This is a genomic window from Pseudomonas sp. MIS38, from assembly GCF_019891575.1.
Lineage (GTDB): Bacteria > Pseudomonadota > Gammaproteobacteria > Pseudomonadales > Pseudomonadaceae > Aquipseudomonas > Aquipseudomonas putida_A.
Genome location: NZ_JAFLXF010000025.1, coordinates 1 through 11,767 on the forward strand (window position 1 = coordinate 1; position 11,767 = coordinate 11,767).

General features: G+C 60.3%; 13 protein-coding genes. 9 read left to right on the plus strand and 4 right to left on the minus strand.

What is annotated here, in order from left to right:
- Nucleotides 1–105 precede the first annotated feature (105 nt).
- Complete coding sequence (locus J1G18_RS23515; RefSeq protein WP_007960474.1) at nucleotides 106–1,893, minus strand: thiamine pyrophosphate-requiring protein; 1,788 nt, start codon at nucleotides 1,891–1,893, stop codon at nucleotides 106–108.
- Nucleotides 1,894–2,091: 198 nt separating this feature from the next.
- On the minus strand, nucleotides 2,092–2,367 hold the full coding sequence (locus J1G18_RS23520) for a DUF2798 domain-containing protein (protein WP_134786637.1): 276 nt from the start codon (nucleotides 2,365–2,367) through the stop codon (nucleotides 2,092–2,094).
- Between the two features lie 126 nt (nucleotides 2,368–2,493).
- Between J1G18_RS23520 and J1G18_RS23525 the strand changes: the two genes are divergently transcribed.
- Nucleotides 2,494–3,423 (plus strand): LysR family transcriptional regulator, encoded by a 930-nt coding sequence (locus tag J1G18_RS23525; RefSeq protein WP_134786638.1) that lies wholly within the window; start codon nucleotides 2,494–2,496, stop codon nucleotides 3,421–3,423.
- A gap of 21 nt (nucleotides 3,424–3,444) precedes the next feature.
- Here J1G18_RS23525 and J1G18_RS23530 read toward each other — a convergent pair whose 3' ends face one another.
- A complete protein-coding gene (locus J1G18_RS23530; RefSeq protein ID WP_223008697.1) occupies nucleotides 3,445–4,338 on the minus strand; it encodes a LysR substrate-binding domain-containing protein in 894 nt (297 codons plus the stop codon).
- Between the two features lie 176 nt (nucleotides 4,339–4,514).
- Between J1G18_RS23530 and J1G18_RS23535 the strand changes: the two genes are divergently transcribed.
- From J1G18_RS23535 to J1G18_RS23555, 5 genes are all read left to right on the plus strand, one after another.
- Nucleotides 4,515–5,135, plus strand: coding sequence for a LysE family translocator (locus tag J1G18_RS23535; RefSeq protein ID WP_223008699.1), 621 nt, complete (start codon nucleotides 4,515–4,517; stop codon nucleotides 5,133–5,135).
- A 73-nt stretch (nucleotides 5,136–5,208) separates the two neighbouring features.
- Nucleotides 5,209–6,048, plus strand: a complete 840-nt coding sequence (yghU, locus tag J1G18_RS23540) for a glutathione-dependent disulfide-bond oxidoreductase (protein WP_223008701.1) — start codon at nucleotides 5,209–5,211, stop codon at nucleotides 6,046–6,048.
- A gap of 230 nt (nucleotides 6,049–6,278) precedes the next feature.
- Nucleotides 6,279–6,647, plus strand: a complete 369-nt coding sequence (locus J1G18_RS23545; RefSeq protein WP_223008703.1) for a hypothetical protein — start codon at nucleotides 6,279–6,281, stop codon at nucleotides 6,645–6,647.
- A gap of 66 nt (nucleotides 6,648–6,713) precedes the next feature.
- Entirely contained in the window at nucleotides 6,714–7,565 is an 852-nt protein-coding gene (locus J1G18_RS23550; protein WP_135296022.1) for an AraC family transcriptional regulator, read from the plus strand.
- 44 nt (nucleotides 7,566–7,609) lie between these two features.
- Nucleotides 7,610–7,996 (plus strand): cupin domain-containing protein, encoded by a 387-nt coding sequence (locus J1G18_RS23555; RefSeq protein WP_098964329.1) that lies wholly within the window; start codon nucleotides 7,610–7,612, stop codon nucleotides 7,994–7,996.
- A 114-nt stretch (nucleotides 7,997–8,110) separates the two neighbouring features.
- Here J1G18_RS23555 and J1G18_RS23560 read toward each other — a convergent pair whose 3' ends face one another.
- Nucleotides 8,111–8,737 carry a TetR/AcrR family transcriptional regulator gene (locus J1G18_RS23560; protein WP_262415662.1) on the minus strand — a complete coding sequence of 209 codons (627 nt, stop codon included), beginning with the start codon at nucleotides 8,735–8,737 and terminating at the stop codon, nucleotides 8,111–8,113.
- Nucleotides 8,738–8,842: 105 nt separating this feature from the next.
- Between J1G18_RS23560 and J1G18_RS23565 the strand changes: the two genes are divergently transcribed.
- From J1G18_RS23565 to J1G18_RS23575, 3 genes are all read left to right on the plus strand, one after another.
- The gene (locus J1G18_RS23565; protein WP_223008705.1) at nucleotides 8,843–9,943 is read left to right on the plus strand and encodes an alkene reductase; all 1,101 of its coding nucleotides are present in this window, start codon (nucleotides 8,843–8,845) and stop codon (nucleotides 9,941–9,943) included.
- A gap of 39 nt (nucleotides 9,944–9,982) precedes the next feature.
- A complete protein-coding gene (locus J1G18_RS23570) occupies nucleotides 9,983–10,771 on the plus strand; it encodes an SDR family NAD(P)-dependent oxidoreductase (RefSeq protein ID WP_223008707.1) in 789 nt (262 codons plus the stop codon).
- 82 nt (nucleotides 10,772–10,853) lie between these two features.
- Complete coding sequence (locus tag J1G18_RS23575) at nucleotides 10,854–11,723, plus strand: alpha/beta fold hydrolase (RefSeq protein WP_223008709.1); 870 nt, start codon at nucleotides 10,854–10,856, stop codon at nucleotides 11,721–11,723.
- Nucleotides 11,724–11,767: the final 44 nt, after the last annotated feature.

Here is an 11,767-nt window from a genome sequence, read left to right on the forward strand (position 1 = left end):
TACATCCACAAACGCTGTGCCTGACACAACGCTTTCGCGAGCAAGCTCGCTCCCACAGGGTTCAGCGGCGCTCACAGATTTGGAGCGCGACAAGCGCCTACACGATTATTTTTTGCCGGGGAGGACGCTGGCCAGTACTTGCTTGGCGGCTTGCACGATCACGCCCGCCTCGTCCGGGTCGCCTTTGAGCAAGGTCGTGGCAAATTTCTTCGCCTGTTCGAGCTTGATGTGCGGCGGCAATGGCGGCACGTTGGGGTCGGTCTTGAACTCGATCAGCACCGGTACGTCCGAGGCCAGTGCCTGCTCCCAGGCGGCGGCGACGTCTTCTTCGCGGTCGACGAAAATTCCTTTCAGGCCGATGGAAATGGCGAACAGGTGATACGGCACGTCGGGAATGCTTTGCGAGGCTTCGAACTTCGGATCGCCCTCCATCACCCGCTGCTCCCAGGTAACCTGATTCAGGTCCTCGTTGTTGAACACCGCACAGATCCACTTCGGGCTGTCCCACTGGCGCCAGTATTTGGCGACGGTGATCAGCTCGGCCATGTTGTTCATCTGCATCGCGCCGTCACCCACCAGCGCAATCACCGCGCGCTCGGGATGGGCGAACTTGGCGGCGATCGCGTACGGCACGGCAGCGCCCATCGAGGCCAGGCCACCGGACAACGAACATTGCATGCCGCGACGAATTTTCAGGTCACGGGCGTACCAGTTGGCACAGGAACCCGAGTCGCTGGTGATGATCGCCTGATCCGGCAGACGCGGTGACAGCTCGTACACCACCCGTTGTGGATTGATCGGATCGGCTTTGGACATCGCGCGTTTTTCCAGGGTCTTTTCCCAGGTGCTGCGCCAGCCTTCGATTTTCTTGCGCCACTTGTGCGAAGTTTTCTGTTCGAGCAACGGCAGCAGTGCAGCAAGGGTTTCGGCGGAGTCGCCGACCAGATTGACCTCCATCGGATAACGCAGGCTGAGCATGTCTGGCTGCAGATCGATCTGCACGCCACGCGCCTGACCTTCCTTGGGCAGGAACTCGGCATAGGGGAAACCCGAGCCAATCATCAGCAAGGTGTCGCATTCGTTCATCATCTTGTAGCTCGGTTCGGTGCCCAGCAGGCCGATGCTACCGGTGACCCACGGCAAATCGTCCGGCAGCGCAGCCTTGCCGAGTAACGCCTTGGCGACGCCAGCACCGAGTTTTTCCGCGATGGCGATCACTTCATCCGTCGCCTGCAACGCGCCGGCGCCGACCAGAATCGCGACTTTTTCGCCACTGTTCAAAACGTCGGCGGCGCGTTGCAGATCGGCCTCGTAGGGCAGCACTTTCGGCTTGGTGTAACCGACGCCGGAATGCGCGGTGCCGTGTGCCCGCGCCGGTGGCTCATACTCAAGATCCTGCAGATCATTGGGCAGGATGATCGCCGTCACCCGCCGCTCGCCAACCGCCGTGCGCACGGCGCGATCAAGCAAATGCCGCACTTGCGACGGTGCCGAGGCCTGCTGTACAAAAGCCCCGGCCACATCCTTGAACATCGAGACCAGGTCCAGCTCCTGCTGGTAATGACTGCCGAGCGCCGTCCGAGCCTGCTGGCCGACAATCGCCAGCACCGGTTGATGATCCATGCGTGCGTCGTATAAGCCGGTGATCAGGTGCGAGGCACCCGGTCCCGAAGTGGCGATGCACACACCCAACTCGCCCGTGAACTTGGCGTGGGCCGAGGCCATGAAAGCGGCCATTTCTTCGTGCCGCGCCTGAACGAATTCGATCTTGCCATTGGCTCGGGCGAGCGCGCCGAACACGCCATTGATGCCGTCCCCCGGATAACCAAAAATCCGCGTGACGCCCCATTGGCTGAGCCGCTCAACCAGAAAATCTCCCACTGTCGTCGTCATCTCGTTCCTCGCCTGTCACCGATGCATGAAGCCTGCCCGGCGAGATATCCGCCGGGCGGTACATGGGTCTGGACAGTCGGGTCGCCCGCGAAGTTTCGATTGTTTTTACCCGACGGCGTTGCCGAGCCGATCCCTGCAGGAGCTGCCGCAGGCTGCGATCTTTTGCTGTTGTTTTTGAAGATCAAAGATCGGGGCTCATCAACGATGCGGATGCACCGTCATCGCCACCAGCTTGATCACGATCGGCCGCACCACGAGGATGCAAAGGAAAGCCACCGGCATCGCCAGCTTGTAGGCGTGCAGCGCATTACTCAGGTAGTCGTTATCAATCCCGGAGTTGGCCGCAGTGATCACCAGCGACATCAGGAACGCCATGATCGTCGCCATGTACAACGCAAACACATACGGCGTCGCCCGTGCAGAAAGCTTGCGTCGACCGAGATACAAGGCATCGGTAGTGGTTCTTTGATTCATATGGCTTTTCCATCCATTGACAGGGAGCCGGCACCTTAGCAAAGCCCCCTGCCCTCAACTAGACGGCCCGCCACAGGTACTTTATAAAGCACAACTTACGAATCAAACCCACGCGGCGGGACACGGATGAATCTGTTGGCGGCGATTGCCAGTTTTATCAAAGTGGTCGAAGCAGGCTCCATCGTCGGCGCCGCCAAGACCCTGGGCGTCAGTGCGGCCGCGGTCAGCCAGACCCTCAATCGCTTGGAAACGCACCTCGGCGTTCGCCTGCTGCAACGCACCACCCGCAGCATGGCCCTCACCGAAAATGGTGCGCTGTATTACGAAAAGGTCCGACGCATCGCGGCTGATCTGGAGTCGGCGCAAAGTGCGATCGTCGGCGATGAAAGCGAACTGCAAGGGCGTTTGAGCATCGCCTCCACCAGCGCCTTCGGCCGTCACGTCCTGGCGCCGTTACTCGCCAGTTTCGCCGCGCTGCATCCGCGCCTGCTGGTCGAGCTGTCGACCACCAACGGCAAGATCAATCACATCCAGGACGGCATCGACCTGAGCCTGCGGATCAAGCCGCAACTGGAAGACGGCATCGTCGCGCGCCGGATCGTGTCCCTGCCCTTCGTCTTCTGCGCCGCTCCCGCCTACTTTGCGCGCGCCGGCGTACCGCAAACACCGCAAGACCTGCAGCATCACGCCTGCCTAGCATTCCGCTATCCACTGGATGGGCGCTTTCTGCGCTGGGGTTTCATCCGAGACGGCCAGCACTACGACGCCCCGATCAACGCCACCGCCATCAGCGACGACATCGATGCCTTGGCGCAAATGGCAGTCAACGGCGCAGGTGTCACGCGCCTGGCCGAATTCGTCGCTGCACCCTATCTCGAGAGCGGTCAACTGGTGCAACTGTTCGAAGATCTTCCGGGTGAAACCCACGGGCATGTCGAACCGATGGACATCTATGCATGCGTGCAGGAACGAGCAGCGATGACGCCGAAGGTCAGAGCCTTCATGGATTATTTGACGGAGCACTTGAATAGGCGCTGGCCAGTGCAAGCTGGTTGATCCACAGCAGCTCTTGCACTTTCAAGGCTGCAGATCACCCCCGAGCCATTGGCTGCACGCACTCATCTGCTGGGTAATCCACTCGCGAAAAAGCATGGCATTGGCGCTCTGTTCGAAGGGTCGCGGTGACAGCAGGCAATAACTCGAACCGTCGCGAACGAAGCCGAACGGCGCGATCAACTGGCCGGATTTGAGTTCGTCCTGCACCATCAGAAACGACGCCATACCGACGCCCAGCCCGGCCAGCGCGGCCTGAATGCACAGGTAGAAATGCTCGTAATCGACCCGACTGCCCCCTGCCGCGCTGATCCGGGTCTGTCGCATCCAGTTATCCCACGCCTGCGGGCGGGTCTTGCTGTGCAGCAGGCAGGCGCCGCGCAAATGATCGCCGTCAGGACGACTGGACGGCACGCAAACCGGACCGATCCACTCCTCGCAAATGGTCACGCCGTGCACGGTCTCGTCCCAATGGAAATCGTCACGGCGGATCGCCAGATCCACGCCTGAACGAGCGAAGTCGATCGGTCCGCCGGCCGTCAGCAATTGCACCTGCAACTGTGGGTGTGCGCTGTGGAAGTCAGGCAAGCGCGGGATCAACCACTTCATGGCGATGGTTGGCTCGCAGGACACCACCAGCACATCGTCGTGGACTTCACGCTGCAGGCGATAAACCGTGCTCTGCAACTGTTCGAACATCGGCGCGGTGACATTGAACAGCAGGCGCCCGGCATGGTTGAGAAAGATCGCGCGGTTGCGCCGTTCGAACAGCTCGACGCCGATCGCCTCCTCCAGCAAGCGCACCTGGCGGCTGACCGCGCCGTGGGTGACGTGCAGCAGCTCGGCGGCCTTGACGAAACTCTGGGTCTGGGCGGCGGTGTTGAAGAAGCGAAAGGCAGCCAGCGGAGGCAGGTTCATATAGACGATGATTTCTCACAGATTTTCGCGACTATAAATCGTTTTTCTTGCCAAAGACACTTCTCCATCATGTCGCCGCTCAGGGCCTGTTAATTCCATCCACGCTGTTGGCGGCGATGCTGCAGGCGCTGTATCTGTGAATTCAAGTAGCGCAAATAACGCGATGGAGCGTATGGATGAATGAATTGTTTCTGGTAATCGCCATCACTGTTCTGGCGGTGATCAGCCCCGGCCCGGACTTTGCCATGGTCACCCGCAACAGTTACGCCTACGGGCGGCGCAGTGGTTTGCTGGCTGCGCTGGGCATCGCCTGTGGCGTGCAGGTTCACGTGTTCTACACGGTGTTCGGGGTGGCGCTGATCATCACCCAATCGCCGCTGCTGTTCTGGATGATGAAACTGCTGGGTGCCGGCTACCTGGTCTATCTGGGCATCAAATCCTTTACCAATAAATCTGTTCTGACATTTGCCGATGCGAGCGCTTCGGCACCCCGTGCCTGGAAGGTGTTCTGCTCAGGTTTTCTGACCAATGCACTGAATCCGAAAACCATGTTGTTCGTGGTGGCGGCGTACAGTCAGGTGGTGGAGCCAGGCAGTTCGCTGACGATGAACTTCGCCTATGGCCTGTTCATGTCGGTCATTCATTGGCTGTGGTTCAGCCTGGTCGCGCTGTTTTTCTCCACCGAACGGTTACGCCGGCGCCTGCTGGAAAAACAGCGGCTCCTCGACAAGGTCATCGGGATCGCGTTGATGGGTCTGGCGGCGTGTTTGATCATTCCGGGGGTTGCGCAGTCTTGAGCTAGAGCGTTTATGCTGTCTGGTCTGATACCCGTCAGGTCATTCTCGGCAAGTTCACCATGAGGCCCATTTCATGAGTAAAGCGCCCTACGTACCGCCCAAAGTCTGGAAACACGAAGCCCCGTCCGGCGGCCATTTCGCCAGCATCAACCGCCCGATTGCCGGGCCGACGCATGAAAAGACCCTGCCCGTGGGCAAACACCCGCTGCAGCTGTATTCACTGGCGACGCCCAATGGCGTCAAGGTGACCATCCTGCTGGAAGAATTGCTCGCACTGGGGCACACCGAGGCCGAGTATGACGCGTGGCTGATCCGCATCAACGAGGGCGATCAGTTCTCCAGCGGTTTTGTCGAGATCAATCCGAACTCGAAGATTCCGGCGCTGCTCGACCACAGCGTACAGCCGCCGATTCGGGTATTCGAATCCGGTTCGATCCTGCTGTATCTGGCAGAGAAATTCGGCGCCTTCCTGCCGAAAGGTCCCGCCGGCCGGACGGAAACCCTGAACTGGCTGTTCTGGCAGATGGGCGCCGCGCCTTATCTGGGCGGCGGTTTCGGGCACTTCTACGCGTATGCGCCGGAGAAGCTCGAATACCCGATCAACCGCTTCACCATGGAAGCCAAGCGTCAGCTCGATGTGCTCGACCGACGCCTCAAGGAAAGCCGCTACCTGGCCGGCGACAGCTACACCATCGCCGACATCGCGGTCTGGCCGTGGTACGGCCAACTGGTGCGTAATAACGTGTATTCGGCGGCCGAATTCCTCGCAGCACAGGAGTACACCCACGTACAACGCTGGGCAGAAGAAATCGCCGAGCGCCCGGCAGTCAAGCGTGGCCAGCGGGTCAATCGCACCTGGGGTGACGAGGCGAGCCAGGTTGCGGAGCGACATCAGGCCAGCGATCTGGACTGACGCCACATTCCCACAAAGATTTGTGCTGGACAGGGGCATTCCGGTTCACAGCAACCTTTGTGGGAGCGAGCTTGCTCGCGAAGGCGCCAAGTCAGTCAACACTGACATAACAGACCTACCGCTTTCGCGAGTAAGCTCGCTCCCTCAGGGAATTCGGGTTGGACATGAGGATTTGTGAACCTCAGCAATTACATTGAGACCACACCACCACTGTCGTCAAAGGATCTGCAATGCCCCCTGGAAAACGTGAACTGGCGCGGATCGAGCGGCGCTTGATTGCCACGCTCACCGACGCATGTGAAGCCGCAAAAGCTGAAATCCAGGGCTTCACCTGGCTAACCCACACCGCTGACCTGAACGCATTGGCGGCGACCCTGAATGTCATTTGGGTGTTCGACACCGAAGCCGACAAAAACCTCGCCCTGACTGACGCCAAGGCACGCCTCTTCGAACTGACGGCCACTGCGCTGAGGGAGGCCGATATCGACCTGTCCCCTTCAGAGCGCAACGTGCGTTTCGACTCCGAGGAGGCGTGCCAGCGTAATCACGGTGGCAACTGGCGTGAGCGTCTGGCGCAAAATACGCGAGGGCAACGGTGACACCCTGCTTTCGATCAGGTTGGCTATCATCGCTCGCAGCAGGCTTCTCTCAGAGACAGTGAAACCATGGAACAGCCCAGACCAGATCCAGATTCCGATTGGGTAGTGCGCAGCACTCAACCGGGGCGGATAGAACGTATCGAAGCCCGGTTTGGCGGCCATGGCTACCACCCACATCGGCACGATACTTACTCGATCGGTCGCACACTCTCTGGCGTGCAAAGCTTTCACTACAAGGGCAGCCTGCGCCACGGCTTACCGGGAAATACCTTGCTCCTGCATCCTGATGAACTGCACGATGGCATGGCCGGGACCGAAGCGGGGTTTCGCTATCGAATGGCCTATATCGATCCGGCTTTGATTCAGCAGGTGTTGAAGGGTGAACCGCTACCCTTCATCGCCGGCGGTCTGTCCAGCGACCCACGCCTGTATCGCGCCAGCGAAGCGTTCGTCCAGGCGATGGATTACTCACTTGATCCGCTGGAAGAACAGGACGCCCTGTTTGATCTGGCAATGGCCCTGCGCACCGTGGCCGGCAAACCTCGCGGGCGCAAACTGCTCGATTACCCGGCAGCCGAGCGCGCAAGGGAATTCATCATGGCTCACCTGCACCAGAGCATTACGCTGGAAATGCTGGAGCGCGCCAGCGGCCGTGAAAGATGGAGCCTCTCTCGGGACTTCAGAGTGCTGTTTGGCACCAGCCCCTATCGCTTCGTGACCCTGCGTCGCCTGGATATATTGCGCACGTTGCTGCTTGACCGATTCTCGCTGGTGGATGCCGCACTGGCTGCGGGTTTTCACGACCAAAGTCATATGACCCGGCACTTCACCCGCACTTATGGGGTATCTCCGTCGCGTTGGCTGGAACGCGTCCTGGGGCAAAGGCAACTTGCAGGATCGTACAAGCATCGCCAATAGCGCCTTCGCTAGGCTGACGACTTCTATCTGATAGAGGATTTGTCATGCCACATACCAGCAAAGTACCAGCACTGCACGCCATCAATCTGGCGCAGAAATCCGCGCTGATCGATCAGCAGTGGAGCCCCCGTGTGGTCGCCGAAATGAATGACTACCAGTTCAAAGTGGTTCGCATCGAAGGTGAATTCATCTGGCACTCCCACCCGGAAACCGATGAGGCCTTTATTGTGATCGAGGGCACGCTGCGGATCGACCTGCCCCATGGCCGCGTATACGTCGAACCGGGTGAGCTGTACGTCGTGCCGTGCGGGATCGAACATCGGACGGCAGCGGAAGGAGAAGCGCGCCTGATGATGATCGAGCCTCGGGGTGTGCGTAACACCGGGCACGAAGGTGGCGAGCGCACGGCTGACAACGACGTCTGGATCTGAGCAGGAGGCGCCGTCAATCTGCGATTTGACGGCGCTTTTTTTGAGTGGCGGGCCGTTGGTTGGCCGCTGATTGTACGGGCGTTTTTGTGCTGGGTTTACTGAGCGAGCGTCGCCTCAGACCACCTCCTCGTCAACCGGCAACGAAGCCAGCATTTCAGCGCGGCACACCTCAAGGATCTCGTCGGCCAGCGCGGAATCATCCGGACAGGCGCGCGACAGCACAATCGCGCCGACAGCCCGCGACAGCAGGTCGATCATTTTCTTTCTCCCCTCGCCCACCACGGCGTCCGGCCCGGTTGGATATTTGTCTCCGAGGGTCTGCAGGGTGCGCTCGATCCCTTCGGCAAACGTCGTTTTCACCTCATCCGATTGACGCGCCGCGTCGCCACACAGCGCGGCCATGGTGCAACCGCTGCCACGTCCGTCGCGATGTTCTCTCGTCACATAGACATCGATGAAGCCTGGCACGTCGAGCGCTTCGGCACCTGCCAGCGACTTGGCAAGACTGCAGGACGCGGCTTCAGCCATCAGGTCGGCCTTGGAGCCGAAATGCTTGTAAAAACCACCGTGGGTGAAACCGGCAGCCGCCATGAGATCCGCCACACCGACGCCGTCAAAGCCCCGCTCACGGAACAGCTCGGAAGCGGTCTCGACGATGTGTTCTCGATTGGCCTGCGCCTGGGCCTTGGTCACTCGCACGTGCAGTACCTCGTGTTCATTGGGAATGCGTGCGCCAATCATACATAGATGCTGGTCATAATCAAAACCGTTGACAGTTTAGATTTCGATCATCATCCTAATTGCACGCACACCGATCTCCACCAACGGGCACGGAAGAAATACCAGATGAGTAACCAGACTCTGTTCACCCCTTACACACTTGGCGACCTGACGCTGTCGAACCGCGTCGTCCTCGCACCGCTGACTCGCAACCGTGCAGGCGCAGGCTTCGTACCCAGCGAGTTCGCCGCCACCTATTACAGCCAACGGGCCAGCGCAGGTTTGCTGATCAGTGAAGCCACGCAGATTTCCCGACAAGGTCAGGGCTATCAGGACACCCCGGGAATCTACACGCCGGCGCAGATTGACGGCTGGCGCCAGGTGACCGATGCAGTCCATGCCAAGGGCGGAAAAATCTTTCTGCAACTGTGGCATGTCGGCCGCGTGTCGCACGTTGATCTGCAAGAAAACGGCGCCGCCCCCGTGGCCCCTTCTGCGCTGCGCGCCGCCACCAAAGTCTTCGTCAACAATCGCTTTGAAGATGTCTCGGCGCCGCGCGCGCTGGAGACCAGTGAACTGCCGGGCATCGTCAACGGTTTTCGCCAAGCTGCGGCAAACGCGATTACCGCCGGATTTGATGGTGTGGAAATTCACGGTGCGAACGGCTATTTGCTCGATCAATTCCTCAGGGACAGCGCCAATCTGCGAACCGACGCCTATGGCGGCTCGATTGAAAACCGGGCGCGTCTGTTGCTTGAAGTGACGGCGGCCGTCGTTGATGAAATCGGCGCCAATCGCACCGGTGTGCGCCTGTCTCCGGTGTCGCCGGCCAACGGCGTCTCCAGCAGCGATCCGCAGGCGCAATTCGATTACGTCGCCGAGCAACTCGATGCCCTCGGCGTGGTTTATCTGCACGTGGTCGAAGGCGCGACCGGTGGCCCGCGCGACGTGGCGCCCTTCGACTTCGGCGCACTGCGCCAGCGCTTCAAAAACACCTACATCGCCAACAACGGCTATGACCTGGACCTGGCGACTTCGCAGCTCGCCGAAGACCACGCCGACCTGATCGCCTTCGGTCGCCCGTTCATTGGCAACCCGGATCTGGTGGAGCGCCTCAAGCAGGGCGCGCCGTTGTCCGCGTTCGATCCCGCCACCCTCTATGGCGGCGGTGCGGCAGGCTACATCGACTACCCGACGCTGGCTGAATCAAGCGTCAGCGCCAGCTGAGCGCGTTCTGTTTCTCACACCCTGAAAGAGAGATCCCCCATGAGCACTCGCCCTACTGTTCTGATCACTGGCGCCTCCACCGGCATTGGTGCGGTCTACGCCGAGCGCTTCGCGCAACGCGGCCACGATCTGGTATTGGTCGCCCGCGACCAGGCACGCCTGGACGCACTTGCAGCCCGCTTGCGCAGCGAACACGATGTCACCGTCGATGTGATCCCGGCGGACCTGACCCAACTCGCTGATCTGAGCACCGTTGAAAACCGCCTGCGCGACGACGCCCGTATCGGCATCCTCGTCAATAACGCCGGCGCCGCCCTCTCCGGTAACTTCATCGACCAAAGCACCGACAGCGTTGCGCAACTGGTCGCCCTCAACACCACCGCACTGGTGCGCCTGGCCAGCGCCATCGCTCCACGTCTGGTCAAGGCCGGTGACGGCGCGATCATCAACATCGGTTCGGTGGTGGGTCTGGCACCGGAGTTCGGCATGACCGTCTACGGTGCGACCAAGGCCTTCGTCCTGTTCCTGTCCCAGGGACTGAGCCTGGAACTTTCACCTCAGGGCGTCTACGTGCAAGCCGTACTCCCCGCCGCCACCCGTACGGAAATCTGGGATCGCTCCGGCATCGACATCAACACCTTGAGCGACATCATGGAAGTGGGCGATCTGGTGGATGCCGCTCTGGTCGGCTTCGATCGTCGCGAACCGGTAACCATCCCGCCGCTGCACGAAGCGCAACGCTGGGATGATCTGCAAGGCGCACGTCAGGGCCTGATCGGGCAAATCCGTCAGTCTGCGGTTGCCCAGCGCTACCTCGACCCACAGTGATTGTCTGGTAGCGAACACGCGCGGCGGATTCGATGCAGGCGCAAGTCACTGCATCGAATCCGGCTCGCGATCCGGAGCAGAAATGAATCAAACCCTGGCAAATAACCACACTTGCACGTCGACGTCGTTCAGCAACGCGGCGAATCAGTCGATCACGGTCAACGGCGTGCGCTTCGCTTACCGCGACATCGGCCCCGCGATCGGCGTGCCTCTGGTGCTGTTCAACCATTGGGGCGCCGTGCTGGACAACTTCGATCCCGCGATCATTGATGGCCTGGCACGAACCCGACGGGTCATTACCACTGACTATCGCGGTATTGGCGGCTCTGGTGGAACCGCGCCACTGACTGTCGGTGAAATGGCAGACGATGCCATTCAGTTGATCCGGGCGCTGGGCTTGGAAACCGTTGATGTACTGGGATTCTCGCTCGGCGGCTTCGTTGCTCAGGACATTGCCCTGAAGGCGCCTGATCGGGTGCGTCGCTTGATTCTGACCGGTACCGGTCCGGCCGGCGGCAGCGGTATCGACAAGGTCGGTTCGGTGACGTGGCCATTGATCCTCAAAGGCTTGCTGACCTTGCGCGATCCCAAGGTCTACCTGTTCTTCACCTCGTCAGCCAATGGCCGTCGATCTGCGTCGCAGTATCTGCAACGCCTGAAAGCACGCAAAAACAATCGCGACAAAGGCCCGACACCGAGCGCTTTTCTGCGCCAGTTGAAAGCGATCACCGCGTGGGGCCAACAACCGCCGCAAGACCTCGGACGCTTGCGCATACCCACGCTTATCGTTAACGGCGACAGCGACATCATGGTGCCCAGCGTCAACTCGATGGCGCTGGCCAAGCGTATTCCCAACGCACAACTGGTGATTTATGAGGATGCCGGCCACGGCGGGATTTTCCAGCACTGCGTTGATTTTGTCGCCAAGGCCCAGGCATTCCTCGACGCCTGACGACACGGCGCAGCAACACCGCAACGCGCCAGCTACCCTCCTCA